The sequence below is a fragment of the Dehalococcoidia bacterium genome (assembly GCA_035528575.1).
GTDB lineage: Bacteria > Chloroflexota > Dehalococcoidia > E44-bin15 > E44-bin15 > DATKYK01.
In genome coordinates this window covers 15,570-41,392 of record DATKYK010000034.1, presented here as the reverse complement: position 1 = coordinate 41,392, position 25,823 = coordinate 15,570, and the positions used below count along the sequence as shown (strand labels likewise).

Annotated in this window: 22 protein-coding genes and 1 pseudogene; 15 read left to right on the top strand and 8 right to left on the bottom strand. The window is 51.8% G+C overall.

Going from position 1 to position 25,823, the window contains the following annotated elements:
* Positions 1-235 precede the first annotated feature (235 nt).
* The 5 genes from VMX96_08420 (at position 236) to VMX96_08400 (ending at position 5,312) form a co-directional block, all read left to right on the top strand.
* Entirely contained in the window at positions 236-1,381 is a 1,146-nt protein-coding gene (locus VMX96_08420) for a 2-hydroxyacyl-CoA dehydratase family protein (protein ID HUU63921.1), read from the top strand.
* Between the two features lie 3 nt (positions 1,382-1,384).
* Positions 1,385-2,695: a 2-hydroxyacyl-CoA dehydratase family protein gene (locus tag VMX96_08415; GenBank protein ID HUU63920.1), complete on the top strand. Its 1,311-nt coding sequence runs from the start codon at positions 1,385-1,387 to the stop codon at positions 2,693-2,695.
* Between the two features lie 31 nt (positions 2,696-2,726).
* Positions 2,727-3,515 carry an acyl-CoA dehydratase activase gene (locus tag VMX96_08410; GenBank protein ID HUU63919.1) on the top strand — a complete coding sequence of 263 codons (789 nt, stop codon included), beginning with the start codon at positions 2,727-2,729 and terminating at the stop codon, positions 3,513-3,515.
* A gap of 169 nt (positions 3,516-3,684) precedes the next feature.
* Positions 3,685-4,485: a hypothetical protein gene (locus VMX96_08405; protein ID HUU63918.1), complete on the top strand. Its 801-nt coding sequence runs from the start codon at positions 3,685-3,687 to the stop codon at positions 4,483-4,485.
* Positions 4,486-4,514: 29 nt separating this feature from the next.
* Positions 4,515-5,312, top strand: a complete 798-nt coding sequence (locus tag VMX96_08400) for an AAA family ATPase (protein HUU63917.1) — start codon at positions 4,515-4,517, stop codon at positions 5,310-5,312.
* Between the two features lie 130 nt (positions 5,313-5,442).
* Here the strand turns inward: VMX96_08400 and VMX96_08395 are convergent, their stop codons facing one another.
* The 3 genes from VMX96_08395 to VMX96_08385 form a co-directional block, all read right to left on the bottom strand.
* Positions 5,443-6,405, bottom strand: coding sequence for an NAD(P)-dependent oxidoreductase (locus tag VMX96_08395; protein ID HUU63916.1), 963 nt, complete (start codon positions 6,403-6,405; stop codon positions 5,443-5,445).
* A 183-nt stretch (positions 6,406-6,588) separates the two neighbouring features.
* Entirely contained in the window at positions 6,589-6,921 is a 333-nt protein-coding gene (locus tag VMX96_08390) for an EthD domain-containing protein (protein ID HUU63915.1), read from the bottom strand.
* 184 nt (positions 6,922-7,105) lie between these two features.
* On the bottom strand, positions 7,106-8,002 hold the full coding sequence (locus tag VMX96_08385; protein HUU63914.1) for a DUF1295 domain-containing protein: 897 nt from the start codon (positions 8,000-8,002) through the stop codon (positions 7,106-7,108).
* 670 nt (positions 8,003-8,672) lie between these two features.
* Between VMX96_08385 and VMX96_08380 the strand changes: the two genes are divergently transcribed.
* The 9 genes and pseudogenes from VMX96_08380 (at position 8,673) to VMX96_08340 (ending at position 17,493) form a co-directional block, all read left to right on the top strand.
* A complete protein-coding gene (locus VMX96_08380) occupies positions 8,673-9,251 on the top strand; it encodes a 2-oxoacid:acceptor oxidoreductase family protein (protein HUU63913.1) in 579 nt (192 codons plus the stop codon).
* Between the two features lie 9 nt (positions 9,252-9,260).
* Entirely contained in the window at positions 9,261-9,551 is a 291-nt protein-coding gene (locus VMX96_08375; GenBank protein HUU63912.1) for a 4Fe-4S binding protein, read from the top strand.
* Between the two features lie 5 nt (positions 9,552-9,556).
* On the top strand, positions 9,557-10,792 hold the full coding sequence (locus VMX96_08370) for a transketolase C-terminal domain-containing protein (protein ID HUU63911.1): 1,236 nt from the start codon (positions 9,557-9,559) through the stop codon (positions 10,790-10,792).
* Positions 10,793-10,805: 13 nt separating this feature from the next.
* Positions 10,806-11,708 (top strand): thiamine pyrophosphate-dependent enzyme, encoded by a 903-nt coding sequence (locus tag VMX96_08365; protein ID HUU63910.1) that lies wholly within the window; start codon positions 10,806-10,808, stop codon positions 11,706-11,708.
* 242 nt (positions 11,709-11,950) lie between these two features.
* Entirely contained in the window at positions 11,951-12,361 is a 411-nt protein-coding gene (locus VMX96_08360) for an SCP2 sterol-binding domain-containing protein (protein HUU63909.1), read from the top strand.
* Positions 12,362-12,479: 118 nt separating this feature from the next.
* Positions 12,480-13,643 (top strand): iron-containing alcohol dehydrogenase, encoded by a 1,164-nt coding sequence (locus VMX96_08355; protein ID HUU63908.1) that lies wholly within the window; start codon positions 12,480-12,482, stop codon positions 13,641-13,643.
* A 76-nt stretch (positions 13,644-13,719) separates the two neighbouring features.
* On the top strand, positions 13,720-15,588 hold the full coding sequence (locus VMX96_08350; GenBank protein HUU63907.1) for an aldehyde ferredoxin oxidoreductase family protein: 1,869 nt from the start codon (positions 13,720-13,722) through the stop codon (positions 15,586-15,588).
* A gap of 11 nt (positions 15,589-15,599) precedes the next feature.
* A complete protein-coding gene (locus tag VMX96_08345; GenBank protein HUU63906.1) occupies positions 15,600-17,297 on the top strand; it encodes an AMP-binding protein in 1,698 nt (565 codons plus the stop codon).
* 16 nt (positions 17,298-17,313) lie between these two features.
* A pseudogene (locus tag VMX96_08340) lies at positions 17,314-17,493 on the top strand (aldehyde ferredoxin oxidoreductase C-terminal domain-containing protein).
* Positions 17,494-17,689: 196 nt separating this feature from the next.
* On the opposite strand, the gene VMX96_08335 reads toward VMX96_08340, so the two are convergent.
* The 5 genes from VMX96_08335 to VMX96_08315 all read right to left on the bottom strand — a co-directional run bounded on the left by VMX96_08335 (position 17,690) and on the right by VMX96_08315 (position 23,778).
* Positions 17,690-18,646 carry an NAD(P)-dependent oxidoreductase gene (locus VMX96_08335; GenBank protein ID HUU63905.1) on the bottom strand — a complete coding sequence of 319 codons (957 nt, stop codon included), beginning with the start codon at positions 18,644-18,646 and terminating at the stop codon, positions 17,690-17,692.
* A 30-nt stretch (positions 18,647-18,676) separates the two neighbouring features.
* Entirely contained in the window at positions 18,677-19,180 is a 504-nt protein-coding gene (locus VMX96_08330; GenBank protein HUU63904.1) for a MarR family transcriptional regulator, read from the bottom strand.
* 286 nt (positions 19,181-19,466) lie between these two features.
* Complete coding sequence (locus tag VMX96_08325) at positions 19,467-20,684, bottom strand: alcohol dehydrogenase catalytic domain-containing protein (protein HUU63903.1); 1,218 nt, start codon at positions 20,682-20,684, stop codon at positions 19,467-19,469.
* Positions 20,685-20,718: 34 nt separating this feature from the next.
* Positions 20,719-22,446, bottom strand: coding sequence for a thiamine pyrophosphate-binding protein (locus VMX96_08320; protein HUU63902.1), 1,728 nt, complete (start codon positions 22,444-22,446; stop codon positions 20,719-20,721).
* Between the two features lie 516 nt (positions 22,447-22,962).
* Entirely contained in the window at positions 22,963-23,778 is an 816-nt protein-coding gene (locus VMX96_08315; protein ID HUU63901.1) for a crotonase/enoyl-CoA hydratase family protein, read from the bottom strand.
* 620 nt (positions 23,779-24,398) lie between these two features.
* Here VMX96_08315 and VMX96_08310 point away from each other — a divergent pair.
* Complete coding sequence (locus VMX96_08310) at positions 24,399-25,718, top strand: ABC transporter substrate-binding protein (GenBank protein ID HUU63900.1); 1,320 nt, start codon at positions 24,399-24,401, stop codon at positions 25,716-25,718.
* Positions 25,719-25,823 lie beyond the last annotated feature (105 nt).

Here is a 25,823-nt window from a genome sequence, read left to right as displayed (position 1 = left end):
CGTGTAGCAGTGATCTGCCCCCGCCTTCAATCACGCTCGAAGCGCCGCTGCTAAACCTTTATGGAGCAGGTGAACCGTTGACACCCAGTTAAATTCGATTTATAGTATATAGTGTAGTATACTGCGCCACCCAGATTATTCGCCTCAAAAATAATTTACCGGGAGCAGTACAAAGCTGTCTCTTTATAGAGGTAGTGCATCCCAAAAAATAGGTGCCTGGAAAGGGGGAAATGAATTGGAGACCACAGTAAAATCGAAGGTATTGCAGCAATTCCAGGAAGCAACCGAGACCATCGTTAACCCTGAATTGAAGAAATGGATAGAGCAGGGCGGCAAGGTGGTGGGCCACTTCTGCTCCTATGGGCCGGAGGAGATCATCACCGCCGCAGGTATGGTCCCCTTCCGCATGAGGGCCACAGGCAGCAGGGGGACGGAGCTGGCGGATGCTTATCTGAGCAGCATCAACTGCAGTTTCTGCCGTCACTGCTACAATATGGGGCTGCAGGGCGACTACGATTTCCTCGAGGGGCTCATCTGGCTCAACAACTGCGACCACGTCCGGCGCATATACGATAACTGGATACGCAAGGTGGACACACCGTTCACCAAAATGATGAGCCTCCCCAAGATGACCACCGATGTGCAGGTGCAGTGGTTCCGCGACGAATTAAAAATACTGAAGGAGGCTCTGGAAAAGCATCTAGGCATCACCATCAGCGATGAAAAGTTATGGAAGGCGATAAAGCTCCACAACCAGACGCGGCGCCTGCTGAGGCAGCTCTATGAGCTCAGGAAAAAGGATAACCCGCCGATAACCGGTGCGGAAGCACTTGCCGTTGTCGTGGCCAGCACCGCCATGCCGAGGGAGCCGTTTAACCAGATGCTCAAGGAGCTGCTGCAAGAGCTGAGCGACGCGGAAGGCATCAAGGATTATCGGGCGAGGTTGATGATCGTGGCTGGCATACTCGATGATCCGGCGTTCATTAAAGTCATCGAGGAGCAGGGAGGTCTGGTGGTCACCGACTCGATGTGTTTCGGCACCAGAATCATATGGAATGAGGTCGATGAGAAGTCCAATGACCCGCTTGCTGCCCTGGCGCGTTACTACATCCAGGATAAACCCGCCTGTCCGCGCATGTTCGATACTCAACCGCAAAGGTCCAAGTTCGTTATAGACATGGTCAAGGAATTCAAGGTTGACGGGGTTATCGGCGAGCGGATGATCTTCTGCGACCTGTGGACAGGTGAGAATTTCATGCTCGGCGGGGATTTAAAAGAGGAGGGTATTCCTTTCCTCAAGCTGGATAGGGAATATATCATGGCCGGCGCTGGCCAGTTGAGAACCAGGGCCCAGGCATTCCTGGAAAGCATGGGGAGGTAAACGGTGACTACAAAGAGAAAACAACCTGAAAAAGCACTTAAACTATATAGAGATGATAAAGCCTATATGCAGATGCTCCTGGATGCGCTTTCGCTGGATGAATCCGAGGAAGCAGAGATCAATAAGGGCGTAATAAAGGCGGTTTTGGATAAGTATGACGAAGTACTGGATTGTGCCGAAAACGACAAGCCATTCATCGCGAGCTGGTTCGCCTATGCAGCGGAGCTATTTACCGCCATGGGTGTCCCGTGGTGGATGTTTCCCCAGACTGCATTCCTCGGGATCGAAGCGCCACACATCACCGACGATATCGATGGATCCGAGAGGCTGCTGGGCAGCGATTTCTGTACCGTGCTCAGGCTTTCACTGTACTATGTAGAGGCCGATATGAGTCCAAAGCCGACTGCATGTATCGCCCTGCTTCACCCCTGCGACGGTACCACAATAGTCCACCAGGCGATTAAACACGGCAAGTGGCATGACGTCCCGATGTTCGGCGCTGACCCCCCTTACTGGGAGGATGAGCGAAGCTATGAGTACTATGCCGAGGAGCTCAGGCGTATGGTGGACTTTGTCACCGAGCACACCGGATACAAGCTGGATATCGACCGGCTGCGGGAGGTATGCGAGGAGTCCAACAAGGAGTACGCGCTGTGGCAGGAATACAACGAACTCAGGCGGGTGGTGCCATGTCCCCACGACTGGACCATCGGCCCGCCGCAATGCTTCGCCATGGCTACCTTCTACTATCCCGGCAAGCCCGGGGGCGCCGAATGGTTCAAGAGACTCATTGCCAACGCAGAGAAACGGGTAAAGGCAGGGGTAAGCGGTGTGCCGGGTGGGGAGAAGATCAGGATGCTGTGGTTTGACATCCTGCCGCTGATGTGGCAGTTCGACATACAACCGTGGTTGGAGTCGGAGTGGGGAGTGAGCATCGTCATGAACATGTTCGGCCATACCCCGTATGAGCCAATAGACACTAAGAACGAGGACACCATGTTCCGGGACCTGTCCAAGCGATCCCTCACCCAGTATCCCATGATCCGGCAGGCGCGGGGTGTGGCTGACCACTTCCTCGGCGATATAGAGAGAATTGTCAAAGACTACAAGATCGACTGCGTCGTCTGGCCAGCGCATATGGGCCACAAGGACGGCTCGGCCAACACCGGCATGATGAGGGAGAAGTGCCGTGAGCTAGGGGTTCCTTACCTGCACCTCGGCGTCGATATTTTTGACAAGAGGTACACCTCGGTGGACGAGGTCAAGGACAAGTTTTCCAAGTTCTTCAGCGCAACGGGGCTGGGCCAGAAATAGGTATAGATTACAAAGCAAGAAAGGAGATAGTATGATTGTTGGAGGCTGTGATGTAGGTTCTGCTACCGGCAAGGCGGTTGTGATGAAGAACGGTGAAGTCACCTCGTACGTGATTATCCCCTCCACTACCAAGCCAGAGATTACGGCGCGTACCGCCATGGATGAGGCGCTTAAGAAGGCTGGTCTGTCATCGCTGGATGACTTGGGATATATCGTGGGAACCGGCTACGGCCGTCTCAAGGTTCCCTTCGCCAATGAAAACATCTCGGAGATAACGTGCCACGCCCGCGGCGCCCACTGGCTCTGCCCCACAGTGAGAACGGTTGTCGACATCGGTGGGCAGGACTGCAAGGTGATGTCCTTAGATGATAAGGGCAATGTCCTCGAGTTCGTTATGAATGACAGGTGCGCTGCGGGTACGGGCAGGTTCTTCGAGGCGATGGCCCGCGTGCTCGAATGTGGGTTGGAGGGAATCTCATCTCTTTCGCTCAAGTCAGAGAGCCCGGCCATCATAACCAGCCAGTGCAGCGTATTTTCTGAGTCCGAGGTTGTAACCCTGATCAACGAGGGTACAGAAGTGGTCGATATAGCCGCCGGTGTCAACAACGCGGTGGCGGGCAGGTTGAATTCCATGGTGCGGAAGGTGGGCCTCGTCGAAGACCTGGCGCTGACCGGCGGATGCGCCAAGAACGAAGGGCTGGCCAAGGCACTTGAGGAGAAGCTAAAGGTAAGCGTGATAAAGCTGCCCTCAGACCCCCAGATCGCCGGGGCGATAGGGGCAGCCCTCATCGCCAGGGAGCGACTGAGTAAGAAATCCTGAGCCGATTCCCCCCTGTCAACATACCACATAGCCCAATTGAACTGGCAGCCTTCATTGTTCTGTTACTCTGAGCGACAGCGAATGGTACCGATTCTTCACTTCGCTTAGAATTACGGATACGGTTATTAAACATCTCAAGGAATCCAGACCTGCCAAGCGGAAACAGATCATGGCAATCTTCGACATATACATTAAGAAGCTGACTCAATACAGGGCGGAGGTGCGCCAGAAGGGTGGCGAAGTCAGAGAGATCGATTGTCCTCTCTCGGTCAGCGAGCTTCTTGAAGGGCTTCCGGTGCGGGTTGGCCCCGGGGCGAGCCCAGGAATAATACTCAGGGGAGACACCTTCATCGAGCTGGGGAATCCGGATTGCGGTTCCTCCGCCTTCCTGCTATGGACCGATAACACCTCCCTGCTCAGAGACGGCAGGATTACACTCATCGGCCCCGATATCCCGGAATCGTCAGGGGGCAGCCTGCCCTTCGGCCAGGTCCTCATGGTTAGTGGAGAGAGCCTCAGCGAAAAAGAGCACGAAGAGCTGGCGCGTAACCAGTACATAGCCGACCAGATAGAGGGCTACATGATAAGAAGCATACCTCAGCACATGTGGAGCAGGGTGAGTAATGAGGCGGCGGAGAAGGGCTTTTGTTTCGAGACCCTGGGAAGGGCGCTAATGGCCATCTTCAAGTCAGAGGTGTCCAAGATACAGGCAATGGAGATTATCTTCGTTACCTCGAGCAGGGAGGACCTTAAGCCCCTGGAGAGCATCGACGAGCAGGTGCGGGAGATATCCCATAACATCACCAAGGATGTCTGGAAGGCTAAAGGCTACGACCTGGATGAAATCGAGTGCACCCTCGGCTGGGACTGCCGCTCCTGCGAATATAAACCGGTGTGCGATGAAATCAGGACGGTAGTTAAGGTGCGCAAGAAAAAAACAAAGAAAACTAAGACCGCTGCTAATTCATAGCCTTGTTGATCTGAGAAGGAGAAATGCCCATGGCTGAATCTACCACTCCAAAAAACAGGCTTGTCGCTGTATGCGGCAAAGGAGGCACAGGTAAGACCGCATTCACTGCCATGATGACCAAGGTCCTACTGGATAATGGCCAGAGAGGCAAGCTGCTGCTCATTGACGCCGATCCGGCCATGGGCCTGCCCCTCGCCCTTGGCATAACCGTCAGACGAACCATGGGCCAAATCCGTGAGGAGATAATCAGGACTGCCAGGAAGGGCAAGCAGGAAGAAAGTCGCCAACTGGTCGATAAGCTCGACTACATGGTATTTGAGGCCCTCGAGGAGATGGACAACTTCGCCCTGCTGGCTATGGGACGCACCGAAACGCTGGGCTGCTACTGTCCGGTCAACAACCTTATGCGTGGGGCGATAGAAACCCTCTCCAAGAGCTTCGACACCATCCTCATCGATGGCGAGGCCGGCCTGGAACAGATAAATAGGCAGGTCATGGGCCACGTCGATACCCTGATTATAATTAGTGATGCTACATCCAGGGGCTTGCAGACCGCAGCCCAGATAAAAGGGATGGCTCAGAGCGAGAGGGTGATCCAGTGTGAGAGGCTGGGCCTGGTATTTAATAGGGTGCAGGGTAACGAGGAATTATTAAGACAAGCCGCACAGGATATGGGACTGGAGGTTTTTGGTTATATCCCCCAGGATGAAGATATCGCCCACTACGATCTGCTGGGCAAGCCCTTAATGGAGCTCACCACATCACCAGGCCTTGCCGCCGTTCGCAATATCGTGGAAAAACGCATTTTTGCGGAACGCTTTAGCTAGATTCTTTCTAATCAGCTCTGCGAACGCATGCCCTTAATCCTTAATAAAGGAGTCGGGTATCCGCTATCGCGTCGCAGCACCCGGCTTATTGACACTAATGTGAAGTATCTTACGTTAATGTGAAGTACGCCTACCTTTTAGCCCGAAAGTAGGGTGATTTCTGCAATACCCAACGGCGAACCAGGGGGCGAAAAAGTGGCACCAGATACCGCTTATAACCCAATAGCGAGGCTATCTCCTGCACGAAATCCTCAAACGTGTGCTGCTGATAGTTGAGCAAACTCTGGCTTTCACTGGTATCTAACCAGTCAGTCATAGCAGCTTTGGAACCGAAGGCCCTTTCAGGAAGCATCCCGATACCCATGGCATCCATCATCCGCCCCATAAAATCTCTATAGTAAAGCTGGCTACTAGGCCCACCTCCGATAAGTAATATCTTGCCCCATACTTTTTTACTGTTCACCGCATTGGCAAGAGCCAGCCCAGCGTCACGCGGATGGACAAATTCAATTCGCATATCCAGAGGGAAATCGAACATCTTCGGAAGTTCTTCAACCCCACCCAACGACATTGGGGGCACAACAGCGAATCGGAAGATGGCCCAATCCAACCCGGATTCCTGGACCAATCTCTCGCATTCAACCTTGTGCCGTGTATAGTTGTCCACTGGTTTGACCGGATCGGTGACGGTGCGCGGTGGTGGCTGGCTTTGGGTATCGCCAAAGACACTAAACGTCGAAGAGAAGATAATCTTAGGTGGTGGTAACACTGTTTTCATGGCTTGGAGCAGATTTTCAGTACCAGCCACGTTAATCTCCCTCGCCCACTGGGGACGGTCTTCGCTCGTGGGAGGCATGATAAACGCCAGATGCATAATGACATCCTGGTCCTTAACGGCGGCAGCCAGGTCATCGGGGCTACGCACATCTCCCCATACTACCTCTATCTGGTCCTCGATCCTCTGGGCAGCTTTTTCATTTGCCCTCGTTTTAAGGTCGAAGCACCTCACTTGATGCCCCTGCTCTATGAGCTTGTTGGTAGTATTCCTGCCTATGTTGCCCAAGGCACCGGTTAGTAGCACCTTCACTGGCATTCTCCTCCCTATCTTGCTGCCGGTCATCTCAGTATTTCAATCTGAGGACTCTGCCGGCTAGTCAGAGGGTAATATTTGTGCGCTCTTGTGATACATTGGTATGTAATAACTGCCCGGTAAAGGCTCATGGTAATAGGTACAAGACCATAAAGCGTAGATGAATAATATGGAAACACCTCCCGGTTACTTTGTCTCCCTCTCATCGACCAGGAGGACGACCTGCTTATCCTTGTCCATGAAAGTCGCTTCGTCGTCTCGTATAACCTGGCCAGCATCGGAATTAAGGGTATCGAGCGATGCCTGCGCCCCCTCCATGTCATCATACCAGAACTCGGTAATGCAATCGAAACCGGGCTCTTCCGTGCCGGGGAGTGCGACAACATGGTTCCGCACATATTTTTTAATTGTGGGCAGCACTTTAAGCGCCAGTGGCGCGTGCACTTCCTCGTAGTGCTTGCAGAACTCCTCATGCGAAATGCCAGGCTTCCTCTTGATCATCACCATAACTTTAATCATGCTTACCCCCTCCAGTGATTACTCTCGAATTTCTGACTTCTCCACCATTTCCCCCCAGCTCAGAGCTTCACTAGGCCTTGATGTTACAACCTCCCATTGCCTTCCCATCTCCTATGAGATCGGCCTAATGGATCTCTACTGATGGGGAAGCCAGCCCTATATATTAAAACCGATGTCGACTTGTTCACTTCCTGGGAAACCACGGAATGAGTGCGGAAACCCTCCTCATATGCTCCTCGTACCCCGTCCTTCTTTCCAGGCTCCTTTTATCCATCATGGGGATACTCACAAAGACAAAGAGCACGGTCATAGCCAGCGGCCCGACGATCACCCACCAGTAGGAAAGATCAGCCGCCAGTGCGAATATAAAGAGCCCCCACCAGAACATTATCTCGCCAAGATAGTTCGGATGCCTGGAATAAGCCCACAAGCCAGTTGACATAATCTTTCGCGGCTGCGAGTTTGTCCTAACAAACCTTCTTAGCTGCTGGTCTGCCGTTGTTTCTATAATGATCGCAGCAGCGGTTACCACGATGGCAACCCAGTCGAGCACTCCGAATGTGCTCGTCCCGGTAGAGAGGGCAGGGTAGAGCGAAAGGCAGCCGAGAAAAACGATTATCGTCGGCATCATTTCTATTCCAGATAATTCAATGATCCAGAACAGACGGTTCCATTTATGCCTCATATTCGCATAGCGCCAGTCTTCATGCCCCAGTCCCCGCCACTGTCTGGCCCAGTTACACGTTAACCGGACACCCCAAATAAATACCAGGGTGACAACCACCACTTGACGCGTTAAGACTGCATCTCCCGATGAGGCTCCCAATAAATAATAGAGCGCAATCGCAAGCGGGGCGACACTCCAGTATGCGTCATAAAAGCTTGCATTTTGAAATACGCGGGCGAAAGCATAAATGACCAGCGTAGCTGCAATGTCTGCCGTTAAAACAATCCAGATTGGATGCCTGTCACCGAGCGCATACCCAACAGAAACAGCAATGCACAAAGCGATAATATAGGCGAAAGCGCAGAGGGCAAAGGTCTTAGGTAGACTTTTTGATTTTGTATGCGAGTTCTGCATACTATTTATTCCTTAAGACATTAAAAATATGTCCAAATTTCTTATAAAGGCGCAGCGCCAATTTAAGTATAAACCCAATATACGCAGGCTATAAGCAGCCTTGAAGTACCATCATTAGGGTGAATATCACAGCTTTGCGTCCCGCAACCGCTTGCGGCTTACCCTTCCCGGAAGCCATAATTGACGTATAATTGAAAAGTGGCAACCCGTCTCGTGTACGAATAGAGTACCCCCTCCACCCCAACTTGTCAATCTGCCGTTCTCCGTTCAGTACACTAGGTCAACGGAGAACCCTTGTCGGAATACAATCTGATTGGGAGGTGAACTATGGCCCATCATTCAATGCGCCCGAAAAACGGAGATCTGGTGGAGGCTGGACGAATCCAGTTACTGCTACACACCCTATACGCCAAATACGAGCCCTTGCTCTTAAGAGTGCCGGCTGTCAAGAGATAGATAGCTATTTAGCACGGCCAGCAAATGCCTCCCCATCTAATATTTTTCCGTAGCCCATTAGCCTTAATGCGGCGCACATATCTGATCACATCGTGGATCGGGTCAAACTCCAGATTTGACACATTCCAGTAAAGAGCGTTAACATAAGCCTGCGCCTTCTACAACTTAAAAAGACAAATCATCTGAGGTTAGTGGAATAGCTACAAAACTGTCTATGGAAACAAGGCTTTACGAGATTAGATGGCATGGCCGGGGCGGTCAGGGGGCCATAACGGCCGCCAAGATAGTGGCACAGGCAGCCTACCTCAAAGGCTATCAGGGGGTAACGGCTGCACCATGGTTTGGCGCCGAGAGGAGAGGCGCTCCGGTAAGCGCATCAACCAGGATTTCCCCGCAGCCAATCATGGTTACGTCACAGGTGGAAGAACCCGACGTTGTAGTAGTCCTAGACCACACCCTGCTGAGAGACAAGGATGTAATCGGCGGACTGAGTAGGGGGGGATGGCTGGTGGTGAACTCACGTCAGCGTCCAGATGAACTCGAGGTTAACGGTGATTTCAACATCGCTACTGCTGATGCCACCAGGGTATGCCGGGAGCTGGGCCTCATAGTTGCCGGCTTAACCGTGGTGAATACAGCTATACTGGGCGCGTTAGTCCGTGCTACTGAGCTGGTAGATATAGCAAGCATAGAAAAGGTAATAAGAGAAAGATTCTCCGATAGCCTAGTAGATAATAACATCATCGCATTCAGGAAGACCTACGAGATAACCAGGCTACAGAAAACAGGGTGATAGAAAGTTATGGGAACCAGGAGTTGCCAGCATATATGTGGTGAATCGTCACCGGGTATTGGAGAAGCCGGGAGGACAGGCGAGTGGCGCAGTTCACTTCCAGTAATAGACCCCGAAAAGTGCATCCCTGCAAAGCGCGGCAAGCCAGCCTGTTTTATATGCTGGCTCTACTGCCCGGACGCACTCATCAGTAAAACCATACCGGTCCAGATAAACCTAGAGTACTGCAAAGGGTGTGGAATATGCGCTCAGGTATGCCCGGCACAGGCTATAACCATGGTAAATGAAGAGGACCTCTAAACAGATTGAGTGATTTGAGCAAGAAGACAGATAGCGAAGCCGATATACGGATAATTGATGGCAATCACGCTGCAGCCCAGGGGGCAAAGCTCAGCCGTGTCCAGGTGATCGCTGCCTACCCTATTACGCCCCAGTCACCGGTCACCGAAATCCTCTCTGAATTCGTGGAACGAGGGGAGTTGAATGCCGAGTATATTGCCGTCGAGAGTGAGCACAGCGCCCTCGCCGTATGCACCTCGGCTTCTATTGTAGGAGCCAGGACCTTCACCGCCACCAGTTCACACGGCTTGGCCTACATGCACGAGATGCTGCACTGGGCTGCCGGGACACGCCTCCCCCTGGTTCTCGCCTGCGTAAACCGTGCTATCGGAGCACCCTGGAGTATTCTCAATGACCAACAGGACTCTATATCCCAACGGGATACCGGCTGGATACAAATATACGCCCGAAACAACCAGGAGATACTGGATTCGGTGATCCAGGCCTATAAGATTGCCGAGACAGTCTATGTGCCGGTTATGGTTTGCTACGACGGTTATATCCTATCTCATACTGAAATGCCGGTGGATGTGCCGTCACAGGGGGAAGTGGACAGGTTTCTACCCCACTACAGCCCCCACACCACACTGGACCCGGCCAACCCCAGGAACTACAACCTGGTAACCCTGGCAAACCCCAGGGTTAACGCTGAGGGCGTGCTCTGCCACGGGTATATGGAGCTGAGGTTTCTGCTCCAGGAGGCTCTGCAGAATTCAAGGGAGACCATAAGCAAGGTCAGCCGGGAATTCAGCGAGCTATTCGGAAGAAGCTACGCCAGTATGTTCTGGGAAGACAGAATGGATGATGCCGATATAGCTATTGTGGCAACGGGCAGCCTGGCGATGGAGGCAGTAGTGGCGGCAAACATGCTCCGTGAAGAAGGACACCGGGCGGGTGTCCTGGGCTTGAGAGTGCTAAGACCCTTCCCTAAAATTGATCTGGTGAAGGCGCTCAAGAGAACCCGCCTTATCGCGGTTTTCGATAAGAATATCAGCTACGGCTCGGAAGGAGCCACCTGCTCGGAAATCAAATCAGCCCTCTACGGAAGTGGTATAAATGCGGTAATAAGAAACTTCATTGTCGGACTGGGTGGTCGTGATGTAAAAGCCAGAGAGATAGCGGATGCGGTTAGGAAGGCGCTGCCATCTCTTAAAGAGGGGGTTTTGAACCGCGAATACCCCGAATGGATATGTCATATTTGAGAGGCCTGCCGGTTTGAAAACTAATGCAGTTAACCTTCCCGAAATAGAATATCTGCTGCCAGGCAACAGGACCTGCCCCGGCTGCGCCCTGTCTCTAGCCTACCGCCATATCCTGAAAGCGCTGGATGGGCAGGTTATCGTGACAGTGCCAGCCAGTTGCCTAACCGTACTGCACGGCATGTACCCGGTAACATCGGTAAATGTCCCCTGTGTAAACACGCCATTCGCCTCCACCGCCGCATCGGCTACCGGACTGGTTGCCGGGCTGAAAGCCCTGGGCAGAAAGGGATTAACTGTACTGGCCATCGCCGGTGACGGCGGCACACACGATATCGGGATCCAGGCGTTGAGCGGCGCCGCTGAAAGGGGAGAGGATTTCATCTATATCTGCTACGATAACGAGGGCTATATGAACACCGGCAATCAGCGCTCTGGCTCCACCCCCCTGGGCGCCATTTCAGGTACCACGCCTATACTGGGCAAGCAGCAGAATCAGAAGGATATGACCGCGATAATGGAAGCGCACGGCATCCCCTATGTCGCTACAGCCAATGCTTCCTATCCCCTGGACCTTTACCAGAAGGTCAGCAAGGCAAAGGCAATAGAGGGAACCAGGTTCATACACGTATTCACACCCTGCCCCCCGGGATGGCGCTTCCCCTTCAGTGACACCATCAAGATCGGCGAGCTCGCTGTACAGACGGGATGGGTCGTACTCTATGAGGTTGAGGACGGCGTTTTCCACCTCACATCGGCCAGTGAATCCATTGCCCGAAAGGGTAATCTAAGGCCGGTGAGAGAATTTCTCATGGAACAGGGGAGGTTTAACAGTATTACCCAAGAGCAGATTAACAAACTGCAGGAACGGGTAAATGCCAGGTGGAAACGCTGCGTGGAACGGGCAGCCAATTTATAGGAAGGCCCTCGCTCAGCGAATGCCAGATGTTTAGAAACGGTAAAACTACTAAGGGATTGGTTGTAGTTTCTAAAAGAGAGGAGAGTATAGCTATTTAGGAGAAATAGGCAGGTGTTTCTAGCAACCATGCTGGCAAATTCATATATTGACTTTCACCCCAATTGGGTGCTAGACTGAGCGCCACACTCCAGGCGGTGGGGCTAAATACCTGAGAGCAAAGGTCAGAGAAAGGAGGAAGAGTCATGGCTCTTAAATTTCCATCCGACGAATGGGTTAAGGAGTTCGCCAGTCAACTCAATGCCAGCGAGGCATACGAGAGATCAGCTAAGGACTGGGAAGGGGACTTCATCTTCATTTGCGAGCCCGATAAAGCTTATCCCGAGACCCGGTATCTCTTCGTCGGCCTATATCACGGCAAGTGTACCGATGCAATAGAGCTAGCCAGCGAGGGCGAGCGAGAGGCACAGTTCATCATCCGCGCCCAATTCAGCAACTGGCGCAAGGTCATCGAAGGGAAGTTGGACCCTATTGCGGGAATGATGACACGCAAATTAAAGTTGAAGGGTGATATGATGAAAGTCATGCGCTACCCCAAGGCAGCCAAGGAGCTAGTCAACTGCGTCTCGCGTGTACCCACCGACTTCGGTGACTGACATCAAGGACAGTGACCGACGGGTATAGAACGGGCATAACTGGCAATTCGCCCTTCGTTATCTATCATCTGTCTTTCGTCAATCGTCTTGGATCGTTTATCAGAGGGAGGTAGTCGCGATGTGGAACTTCGTCTCGCCGCGAATCGTATTTGGTGAGGGGGCGCTGGAAGTGCTCGACGAGTTGGAGGGAAAACGCGCCCTCATTGTCACCGACGGCATGATGGTCCAACTTGGCCTGGTAGACAAGGTAAAGGCCCATCTGGACATAGCCGGCATCGAAGTGCACGTATTCGACGAGATCGAGCCCGAGCCCAGTGTGCAGACAGTGCGACGTGGAGCGCAGATCGCCATGGAGGTTGCACCCGACTGGATCGTCGGCTTGGGTGGAGGCTCGCCGCTAGACGCCGCCAAGGCCATCTGGGTGCTCTACGAGCAGCCTGATATGGAGCCAGCCGCCATCAATCCCATTGCGGACCTGGTTCTGCGTCAGAAGGCGCGCCTGATTACCATACCCACCACCAGCGGCACCGGGGCCGAAGTCACCTGGGCTATCGTTTTAACCGATACCGAGGAGCAGCGCAAGATGGGATTGGGCAACCGAGAAAACACCGCCGACATCGCTATCGTGGACCCGGAGATGGCAGCGGGAATGCCCCCCCAGTTGACTGCCGACACCGGCCTGGACGCGCTGACCCAAGCCGTTGAAGGCTACACATGCACGTGGCATACCGACATCACCGATGGCCTGTGCCTCAACGCTATGCGCCTCATCTTTCAGTACTTACCACGCGCCGTTGCCGACGGCTCCGATATTGAAGCCAGGGAGAGAATGCATAATGCGGCCACCTGCGCCGGCCTGGGCTATGGCAATGCCATGGCCTCAATGGCTCACGCAATGGGACATGTGCTCGGAGCAGTATTCCATATACCCCACGGTCGCGCCGTCACTCTCTTCCTTCCGTATACTATAGAGTTCGCGGCCAACGAAGAACCGGAGAGGTTCGCGGAACTGGCCTCTTTCATCGGATGCTCTACGGAAGAAGGTGAAAAAGCAGCACGGGCTCTCGCAAAATACATTCGTGATCTATGCCAGAAGGTAGGGAATCCAATCAAGGTTGCAGAAATGGGCATCGAGCGCAAGGCTTACGAAGCACAATTGGAAAAGCTAGTAGACGATGCTTTCAATGACACACAGATAATCACCGCTGTCCGTGCCCCCTCCTATGAGGAACTGAGTAAGCTTTTCCTCTACGCCTACGACGGCCGCTCGGTGGACTTCTAGATGTTTCGGTAGGGGCGCAGCATGCTGCGCCCCTACATTGCTATAATGATGATAATTAAGAGTAATGGAGGTAAAAATGTTTGGAGGCCATGGGAAAATTCTAAGGGTCAATTTGTCGGAGTCCAAAGTTTCAGAAGAGGAAATTCCTGAAGATCTGTTTGACAAGTACTTAACTGGAGCCGGGCTGGCAACCCATTACCTCTATCATGAGGTTCCCAAGGGGGCAGACCCGTTAGGCCCTAAAAATGAGCTCATATTTATGTCTGGAGCAATAACAGGAGCTCAGGCTCCCAGCACCGGGAGATACAACCTGGTTTTCAAATCGCCGTTAACTGGTATATGGGCACAAGCAAATGTAGGCGGCTTTTGGGGGGTAGACTTTAAGAGAACAGGCTTTGACGGAATTATTTTTCAGGGCATCTCACCAGAACCTGTTTACCTTTTAATTGAGGAGGGTAAAGCTGAGCTTAGAGATGCGAAAAACTTATGGGGTAAAGATGTTTCTCAAACTACAGACCAGATAAAGAAAGAGCTAGGTGACAAGTTCAATGTTGTTTGTATTGGATTAGCAGGTGAAAACAAAGTTAGATATGCCAGCACTATGAGCGACGTCCATAGAGCAGCAGGAAGGTGCGGCGGCGGAGCAGTAATGGGCTCGAAGCGATTGAAAGCTATTGCTGTATATGGGAAAAAGCCAGTAAAGTTGGCAGATGCAACTGCTTTTGCCAAGGTAGCAAGGAAACAGTTCGAGCTGGTCGATGAGTCTTTGCTGAAAGTGGCATTGGAGACATTTGGCACGAACGCCGTTATTGATATGGTGAATGAAAAGGGTGGATTTCCTACAAGAAACTGGCAAACCGGTGTCTTTCCAAACTTAGAGGAAATAAACGCGGAAGCCCTCAGCGAAAAGGTTCTCGTAGAGTCCTGGGGGTGTTTCGCTTGCCCAATTAAATGTGGAAGACGAAGTGAAATCAGGAAGGGTAAATACAAGGGTGCCAGTGGGGGAGGACCGGAGTACGAAAGTGTTGGAACCCTCGGTGGTCAGTGCCAGGTCACTGATATGGAAGCAATTACAAAGGCACATTACCTGTGCGATGACTATGGCCTCGATACGATCTCGACAGGAAGTACCATTGCCTTCGCCATGGAATGCTATGAAAAGGGAATACTGACCAAATCGGATACGGATGGATTGGAGCTCAAATTTGGTGACGCTGACATCGTGGTAGAGCTGGTACACAAGATAGCCAAGAGAGAGGGTGTCGGTGATTTACTGGCTGAGGGAACGAGAAGGATGTCCCAGAAGTTGGGCAAGGGAAGCGAAAAATTCGCTATGAATGTTAAGGGCTTGGAGCTTCCAGCCTATGATTCCAGGGCAGTTCAGATAACCGGGCTAGCATATGCTGTTGCCAACAGGGGTGGCGACCATGTTACCGCATATATACAAGGCCCAAGCTTTTTTGATATACCGTTCCTTTGCATCCCAGATAGCAGGATCAAGGATTCACTTGTGGCCGATCCAAATGAGGTTCACGTTTTAGTGGATCTGGAGAATGTCATGACTGCACTTGACACACTTGGGGCGTGCAAGTTCATGGGATTCTGTGTAGATTCAGATGAGTGGGTAGAGTTGGTAGAGCATTGTCTCGGCCGGAAATTCACGTATGATGATATGGTGCAGCTCGGCGAGAGAGCCTATAACCTTGCCAGGGTCTTCAGTGTAAGGGAGGGGCTGACCAGAGCTGATGATACTCTACCTCCCCGATTGCTAGAGGATCCACTGCCCGATGGCCCAGCCAAAGGTAAGGTTAATGAGAATTTAACCGAGATGCTGGATAAATACTATGAGCTGCGAGGATGGGATAAGGCTACAGGGAAGCCCACCCCGGAAAAGCTCAAAGAGTTAGGATTAGAAGAGTATATCCCTGATATCTGGGGGAAATAGAAAGGACTGCCATGGTGGAGAAGATAAAGGGAAGTGATAAGCCCTGGCTCAAGAATTATAAGCTCGGGCCGTATCCGTTGAAGAAGACTCTGGAGCCGTATCCCAAAATTCCGGTGTATACGTTCTTGGATGATTCAGCGGAGGCATATCCTGATCAGGTGGCCATTGACTACCTTGGAAAGAAAATAAGGTACAGCGAACTGAGGGACTATGTAGACCGGCTGTCAAATGCCCTTGCAGGGTTGGGGATAAAGAAGGGTGATAAAGTGGCAACAATTCTGCCGAATTGCCCACAATGTATCATATCTGATTTTGCCGTGTCGAAAACGGGTGCCACCCTTGTTCCCTGTAGTACACTTCACAAGGTTCTCGACCTGGAATACGAGATAGGCGAATCAGGGGCAGAGACAGTAATTTGCTCAGATGAGGCTCTGAGTCTGGTTAATTCAATAAAGGATAAAACAAAACTCAAGAACGTAATCGTTACCTCACCTATGGATTATTCCACAGAGGAGCCCGAGGTAAAAGAAGTACCCGGTGCTTACCAGTTCAAATACCTCATAGCCGAGCATGAGCCAAAACCTCCCCAGGTTGACATCGATCCCGAGGAGGACTTGGCCTATCTTTCCTTTACTGGAGGTGCCACAGGAGTACCAAAAGGTGTGATGATAACCCATTACAATAGGGCCTGTAATATAAGGCAAATGACATGGGTGCTCGAGCCTCTGTGGCGGGGGATTAAGGGAAAAGCTGCCGGTGAAGTAGTTGTTCCCTTATTCCATGCATACGGACATATGTCAGTGCTATGCTGCATTGCTTTAGGCCTGCGTATTTTCCTGGTTTCCGACCCTAGGGATACCGATCAAGTCATAAGCATTATGAAGGAGCATCGCCCCCTGGTGATTTTCGTTGTTCCTACTCATCTAATGAAGATAGCCGAGAAAAAAGTGGGAAGGTTGCCAGTTCTACTAATGTCAGCTGCAGCGCCACTTCCAGAGGGGATTTTTGAAACCATCAAGAGGGAAATTATGATGCCGGTAACGGAAGGCTACGGTTTAACCGAGTGTGGCCCTCTAACTCATGCAAATCTTACCACTTTTTCCAAAATCACCGGTTTCACTGCCAAGGAGACGCTGGGCATAGGGCTGCCAGTGCCTGATACCGAGGTGAAAATTGTAGACCTGGAGACCGGTGAGGAGCTTGGTGCGGGTGAAAGCGGCGAAATAGTAATTCGTGGCCCACAGACTATGAAGGGATACTGGCCTACACCGGGCAGCGGCCTTGACGCCGATGGCTGGCTTCACACCGGTGATATCGGAAGAATGGATGAGAACGGGTACTTTGTCCTCGAGGATCGGATCAAGGATATGGCAAATATCTCAGGGTATAAAGTCTACACAACAGAAGTTGACGAAATCTTGTTTAAATATCCGGGGGTGGCTATGGCTGCAGCGGTGGGCATTCCCGATCCCGAGCGCCCGGGGAGCGAGAGGATAAAGGTTTTCATAAAACCAAAGGAGGAATACAAAGGCAAGCTCACTGCTGATGAGATTATCGCGTATTGCAAGGATAAGCTCCCAGCCATTGCCGTACCCAAATCTGTAGAGTTCAGAGATGACCTGCCCTTAACCGTCACAGAGAAGATATTCAAAAGGGTATTAAGAGAAGAAGAGATCAAGAAAATGAAGGAGCAAGGATTACTCATTTAGGCGGAAGACCCGACGACGCTGGGCAAAACGCATCGTCACGCTTAAGCGAATGCTAAACCTGCGCCGTGGGCTGACCCCTGCCGACGACTGCCACCTGCCCGACCTGCTGCTCAAGCCGCTGAGCGATGATGGAACTGAGGTAACGGTACCCGATGTCGATACACTCCTTTCCGGAGCTTACGCCGAGTTGTGTTAATGGTCAATCGGCTCTCAGAGGCGACTTCTCTAACGACCCTCATTCTCACAGGGTATTACCGTGCCCGGTAGCAAAGTGAATAGGCGTTGTTTGGTGGGATAAGGCTTACTACCAATTACAAGAAGGGCCCCGATAGATCGGAGCCCTTAGCCAAGTATCCTCACCGGTCAGCCCGAGAGGTTATTTTACAACCGGTTTACATAAACTGAACCACAGCCTTACCGAACAACGGCGAAACGAAGTAACGCATAAAGGGCAGGAACAGGGCCGAGTACTGCCTGGTTAGACCGCGGGAATAATCTTTCAGATAGTCTGTAAACGACCTTCGCTGGAAGTTGAGCAGTTGCTGGGACTTGCTCGTGTCATACCAGTCCAGGTAGTAGGGTCGCCGGGTGAATTTGTCAGCCGGTGGCAGGGGCAACCCCATAACGCCAAGAATGGAGCCGACCATATCTTTATACAGCATTTGCTCACCAGGCCCACCGCTGATAACCAGCGTGTTCCCCTTTATGGTGCTGATATTCTTGACCGCGTTTAGTATTGCTAAAGACAAATCATCCGGATGGCAGAACTCAACTCGATTATCCAGTGGAATGGAAAACATGCGCTTCAGGTCGCTCACTTCATGGTCAAAGTACATGACTGCAGTGAGCCTCAGGATGAGATAGTCGATCCCCGATTCTTTGATCAGGTTCTCCGCTTCAAGCTTGGTCTCGCCGTAGGCGCCCCTGGGATTGGGATCATTCTTCTCCGGTGAAATGGGTTCCGTGGCATCGGGGGTGGTGCCAAACACCGCTACCGATGAAGTAAATACCAGTGGAATATTGCCTCCCATATCTTTTATGAGGTCAACAACTATTCTGGTTCCCCCTACATTCACCCTCCTTGCCAGTTCTGGCTTTTCATAGGCTACAGGGGGCAAGATGCCAGCCATATGGACCACCACGTCTACTTTCTCCAGCGCCTTCCGAACCGAATCGGGTTGTGTGATATCTCCCCACACGATTTCTGCCTTTCTGCCGAGTTCCTTAATGCTCTTCCGGTTGCGGTCATTATCCAGGTCAAATACACGCACCCGGAATCCGTTTCCCTGTAAGGCTTTGCATACATTTACCCCCAACCTTCCAGCCCCACCTGTTACTAACACCCGCATTCGATACTCCTACAATTATTTAAGCAAAGTTTATTTTGAACCTGCGACTGTATATCCCTCTTTTTGCCCCTTGAGCTGCAAATCACCCTTCATCGCCTCCCCTGCTTCCAGGAGCGCCTGCAGCATTTCGGCAATTATCAGCAGCTTTGAGGGAGCCATCACTCGCATCAGCTCACCGACCTGGTCCCGGGAAAGCTGCCACAGATTACCTATCAGCCTCTCCCCCTCATCCGAAAGGCGGCACAGTACCACACGGCGGTCCCCAGCTTCCCCTTCCCGGAGCAGAATGCCCCGCTCTACCAGGCGTTCTACCACCCCGCTCGCTGTAGCCAGACTCACCCCCAGCTCGGAAGCGATAACGCCCATCCGCATAGGACCGCTTACAAAAATGAGCAAAACCACCTTGAGCTGAGACATGGTAAGGTCCAGGCGCAGCCACTGCTTAGGCAATATGGGGAACAGCTCTCTGAATGCCCTGTCCGAAAGCTGGAGAATGCTCTCAATGAGTTCCTCTTTTTGTGGCTCCTGTGCCATCTAAAGCCCCCAATGCATAATTCAGGTAATGCTTATTATATACATACTGCTAATTATTAGCCTCAAGCTAACTATTAGTATTATAGATATTAAATAATACTTTGTCAACCCTTACCGGATTAAAAAGCCTCGAATGGGAAGAAAAGTTAACTTGGGGGACACTGTGGCCGTGTAGTCACCCTAGAGCATGGCAACGATATAACATGCCGGTTGCCCATGGAGTATGGCGCTACCGGCGGAGGAAATATGTGATAATCCGGTGTCAGCGGTAAGCGGGACATACCCGCTAGGTAAAGCAAACCGCTGTCTTGACCGCCCTGTGTTTCTTTTTATTCAGGTTGATTTCGATCATCTTACGGTAGTCTTCAATAGCGAACGTATGGGTTATCATAGACTCGATATTAAGCCTTTTATGCTTTACATAATCAATTGCTATCTCAAAAATGTGTTTTCTCTCACCGTGCATATCCATATAGCCATAGCTGTAGACACCTTTCAGGGTCTGAAGCTTCATCCAGAGGGGTGTGAGATCGGTCATTACTTCCTTGCCGATCCCCACCACACTTAATACACCCCCTGTCTGTAGGCTCCACATACTAGCGTCAAGCGTCTCGGTATTAGCTACAGTATCGAAGATCTTTGAGAATCCCCCCATAAGGATGTCCTTACCCAACATCGGCTTGTATGCCCTGGCGCCAGTGATGTGTCTCGTGTGATACAAGATCTCACCGTCTGTAATCAGGTGATCGGCCCCTGCTTCGGATGTCAGCTCAGCATGGAATTTTGAGGGCTCAGCAACAGTGATAGAACAGCCTATATCGAAGGCACGTATTGCTTGAACGATAAGGTTGCCTATAACCCCACCACCGATAACAAGAACCTTATCATCCTCGCTGGGTGTGTTATCCATCACTGCCTGAAGGGCTACCGCAGCCGGCTCTATCATAGCGCCCTCTTTAGGAGATATTTCCGGAGGCAATTTAAAAACCTGGTCCTTGTGTGCCACCAGATATGGCGCAAAGCCTCCGCCTACATCGCGACAAGCACCCGTTATTATACCTGGAGAAAGATTGCCCTCGGCGAAGTTCTCACAATGGGATGGTCTACCCATCTGACAGCTTCTACATACAGGTTCAATCCCTCGTGCGGAGCAGCTAAGATAGGGTGCTATAGTAACCACATCTCCTACCTTTATTCCAGCGACACTACTCCCCACTTCCATGATCTCTCCACAAAGCTCGTGGCCTATGGTACATGGAAATGAGGCGAAAGGGGTTACCGTTGGGGAATCCCTTAAGAGGATGATGTTAATATCGCTTCCACAAAACCCACAAATGTGTGTCCTGATCTTTACCCAGTCAGCGGAAGGCAATTGCGGCTCGGGGACATCGACAAGCCGTATCGTAGCAAGGGGGCCATGATAGTAAGAGCGTTTGCTAATGCTCCCCAAGACCTTCAGTGCTGCAAATTGCGGAATGGAAACCGAGAACTGCAAGGCCTTCATCTTCTAGTCCATCCTCAGGGAGCTACTGCTTTTATTAAGAAGCCCCGGTATCGCAGCCTTCCATCCATACGCTATCCAGCATTACCAGGTCAGGCGGCACCATGTGCACATCGATATCCACAATAACATCCAGCACCGCAGGCAACCCGGAGCCCACCGCCCGCTCCAAGGCAGGCCGAATCTGCGCAGGCTCGGTGACCCGCTCACCGTAGCACCCAAGAGCCTCCGCCAGTTTATCATAGCGGGCATCGGTGAAGTCGACCCCAATGTAGCGTGCATCGTAGACCAGCCTCTGACCGCCCTTGATCATTCCCCAGGCTTTATCATTGGCTATGATTACAACAATGGGTACGTTTTCCCGCCGCGCAGTTTCCATCTCCATAGCGTTTAAGCCAAAGGAACCATCACCGGTAATGCAGTAGACCGGTACTTCAGGGCGGGCCAGCTTGGCCGCTACAGCGTAGGGTACGCCTGAGCCCAGGTGACCCGAATCGGCAGCCCAAAGGAATGACCGCGGCTCGTAGATACGGTTCTGATAGAAGGACCAGACTGATGTGTTGCCTCCATCCGGAGCGAAGATAGCCTCGCGGGGGAAGAACTGGCGCACCTCACGCATGAGGCGCAGGGGGTGAAGGGGAACCTGGTCGGAATGAGCGCCATCCTCCCAGCCATCCACCCATGCCTGTTGAACCTGCCGCGCCTCTTCAAACATGGGGTTCTCCGTCTTCGACCCGGTCCTTACTCGAACAGCTTCAAGCAAAGCGCGAAGAGTGCTCTTGGCATCCCCAACCAGGGCTATTTCCACCTGCCGGTTCAGACCTATGTTCTGGGGTTCTATGTCAATCTGTATAAAGCGCTGTTTGTCCGGCTCTCCCCATATCGGTTGACGCCCCCAGAAATCGACATCGCCCATGCGACCGCCCACGAGGAGCACCACGTCAGCCGCAGCTTGAGCTTTGAATGCGGCAGTGGCCCCAGGAATTAAGCACAGGGGATGATCCTCGGGGATAGCCCCCCGTGCACCCAGGCTAGTGGTTACCGGCGCTGATAGATATTCCACCAACTCCCTCACCTCCACCCAGGCCCCAGACCGCAGTACCCCGCCACCGGTGTGAATTAGCGGCCACTCTGCCCGTGCCAGCATATCCGCCGCCTGTTCAATTAGACCTGCATCGGCAACCGGGGCGGTAGTGGCACGGTATCGCTGCGGGGGCAGAATGGGACACTCCTCGCTATCTATCTTATCACAAAGTATGTTAGAGGGCAGATCCAGGTACACAGGTGCCTGGCGTCCAGATGTAGCTGCACGGAACGCTAGTTGCACCAACTCAGGCATCCGCCTCACGTCGTTCACCAGTGCCCGCCATTTGGTAATGGGAGTCATTAGAGATATCTGATCCAGAGCCTGCATGGAGCCGTGCTCGGGGTAGCAGCGCCAGGTCTGGTTCTGCGCTCCTAGAACAATTACAGGAACCGAGTCAGCCCAGGCCGGGTATACGCCGGGCACCAGGTCGGCTACCCCTGGCCCCACCGTGCCCAGGCACACACCAGGCTCACCGGTCACCCGAGCCCAGGCATCGGCCATGTGGGCCGCCGCCTGCTCGTGCCGGGTGGTTACGAACCTCATTCCAACCTCACCCCCCAACCTGTAGATGGCATCAGTGATAGGGTTGCACTGGTCACCGGGAACGCCAAACACATAACGCACACCCTCTTCCATTAGACATCGCACCAGGGCTTCGGCCCCTTTCATGATAGTCATCTTTAATATCCTCCTTCGTCTCTATTGTAAAAGACTATTAAAATTTACGCCTAATTAACCAACGAACTTCGTCCCCTTTGCTCGCCAATCTGTTTCTACTTATTCCATCCTTTTCTGAACACCCGCTGGTAACCTCCATTTAAATCAAGGCATCGTTTTTATTAAGGTATATTAAGATAACAAGTTGGATCGAGTTGTATGTGATTCTTGTGTGGGATAAGCATACTCCGGGGAGTTTTACCTGTCAATCTCGTTAGCATGGGTTTGCCTATTTCATACCGGTTGATCCCTCAGGCGTATGTGCGCGAGAACACGCTCTCAGTCATTAGAATACGGGGTTGGCATGATGCGGCATGGAGGACAATAGGAAAGCCTAGAGATGGTGCTGCGATATACTCCCTCTGTTAGTTGTCGTAACAGTTTAAAATTTCATAGACCGCTATATGGTTAAGCTTGAGTTTAGCCGCGTTAGGGGTGCAACGAGGGTAATGCCAATACTTGCCCCTCGCTCGCTGCCTAATCCTCAAATTCTGCACACCGCTTCTGTAAATAGGCAGTAACCGCATCCTGTACATCTTTGGACAGACCAATTGCCGCATTCCATGTTGCCACATATTTGAGACCCTCGGCTACAGTGTGGTCACGACTATAAATCATAGTCTCTTTGATCCCGCGTATGGCTAATGGAGATTTTGCCGCTATCTGAGTAGCTAATTCCTTAACCCCTGCTAGTAAATTCATCTGATTGGGAAATACCTTATTAATCAGACCCATCGAATGGGCTTTTACACCATCAAATTCAAGCCCTGTATAAGCTAACTCCCTAAACAAGCCATCACCGATAATCCTGGGCAGCCGCTGCAACGCACCTGTATCCGCAACGATGGCTAGATCCACCTCTTTGATAGAGAAGCGAGCATCGGCTGTCGCATAGCGTATGTCGCAAGCTGTAATTAAATCGACTCCACCGCCCATGCATGCCCCGTGAATGGCAGCTATCACAGGTCTTCGGCAACGCTCTATAGCTGTAATGCAATCCTGTAATCCAATGATAATTTGACGTAGACGCTCCTGCTTCCGTCCTTCTGATAGCCCGCTTAACTTATTATACATAGACCCTAGAAACTCGAAGTCGATGCCTGCTGAAAAATGTTTTCCCTGACCGCTTAGCACAGCGACCCGCACTTCTGGCGATTCATCAACCAAATCGAATACATCCTTTATTTCCTGCCACATAGCGGCATTTATTGCATTGGCCTTTTCGGGTCGGTTTAGCTGGATATTCGCAACGCGATTTTCTGAACTAATCGTCAGAGTTTCAAATTTAGGCATCACTTTCCTCCCACAACGTTTGATTTACACCTCCATCAACATCCCACGATTTATAAAACCTAGCCCCTTATATATTCTTTATGAGACTGCCGAAATAGTCTCAATCAACCCCCTAATCCCCCAATCTTGGGGGACTCTTTAAAGCTGGGGGACACCCCCAGACCCCCGGCCCCGATTATATCGGGGCACCTATTTGTCAGCAGTCTCTATATATTGAATTTAGGGTATTTCACTCTCCCAGCCCAGGTGCACTATACGCTAATCGCTGGCGCGCACATCGTAGATGTTGGCGGGATTGTTGTCAATGGTTGCTCACATGTTAATGACAAAGCTCGTGACAGTGCAACTGTAAGTTTGTGAATCTGTTCTCTCCCTTATTGACAACAGCACTGCCTGGTGTTATTCTAAGCCAACTCAACACTCATTTGGGACGGAGCAGGGGTGTTGTGGGCTTGAAAGCGTTGCACATTATCGATGAAGATATGATTGGCCTGGGGGCACAGGGAGAATGTTATAGATAGAGTATTTTCACCTCAAAATCCCTGGAAAGGGGGTGATGGTAGCGGACAGGAGACTGGAGAGCGCGGTCAGGATTGAAGCAAATTGAGGAGGTTTAGGAGATGAATAGAGCAATGAAGGTGGCCATTATCCCGCTACTTGCATGTCTAATAGTGGTGGGAGTGAGTGGCTGTGCGTCGGAAGAAGCGAACGAGATAAAGATAGGGGTAATCGGCCCGATGTCTTACATACAGGGCGAACACCACTGGGCCGGGGCTCAGATGGCAGCTGGAGAGATAAATGATGCAGGCGGCATAATGCTAGGAACTGAGTCGTACCAGATAAAACTGGTCCAAGCTGACTCCAATGAAATAACCAGCCCTACAGATGCCGTCCTTGCAATGGAGAAGCTGATAACCGTTGACAAGGTGGACTTCGTAGTTGGTGGCTTCAGGAGTGAGTCAGTAATTGCGATGCAACAGACAGCCATGGATAAAGAAATGATTTTCCTCGGTTGCGGTGCCAGCGACCTCCTGCTATGTGAAAATGTGGCCGAGGACTATGAAACGTACAAGTACTGGTTCAGGGTTAGCCCGGTAAATGGCAATTACCTTGCTACGATCAGTTTCATGCTTGTAGGAATGGTGGCCCAGGATGTTGGTGCGCTCACGTATCCAGAAGCGCCAAAGGTGGCCATACTGGCCGAGAATAATGTGTGGGCAGATCCCCTGGTTGCGAAAGCTGAAGCGTACTTTGCTGCTCCTCCTCCTTATGGCATGGGCCTTGAGGTCGTTGGGACATGGCGGCCCTCCCAGATGGCTACCGACGTAACGGCTGAACTTACGGCCATAGAGCTTGCCGGAGCCAACATGATATACACGGTGGTCTCCGGGCCGCTGGGGGTTGCCTACACAGCTCAATGGGGCGAGACGCAAATCCCGGCAGCTTCGGTGGGTATCAATGTTGAAGCACAGAAGGGGGATTTCTTGACTGTAACGGGTGGATATGGCGCGTATGAGACGACTCTAAATACCTACGCCCGGGTCGAGATCACCGATGAAACCATACCCTTCTACGACAGCTTTGTGGCGGAGTTCGAAGAGATTCCCATATATACTGCGGGCACCTATGAAGCGCTATACATACTGAAGGCAGCTGTTGAAAGTGCGGATACTCTGGATGCCGATGCCGTTGTTACTGCACTTGAAGCTACCGATCTCATGGGACCCGCCGGCAGACTGGTGTACATGGCAGCAAATACAACGACTCCTCACGACATAACCTGGGGCCCAGGTTATGTAACCGGTCTCGGCGTCCAGTGGCAGGATGGGGTACTGGAGTGCGTTTGGCCTAATGCTGGGGGATCACTGGGAGAATTAGAGTACGAGGGTACTGTAGATTACATACTGCCACCCTGGGTGGTAGAAGCGTTGACCGAATGATGCTTTAGCCCGTTCGCTGGTGAGTATCTTCGATTTTGCATTCGTCACAGGTTGACGAATGGAGTTAGGTGAGGTGTACCCCCTCGGCTGGGCATGTGCCTTAAG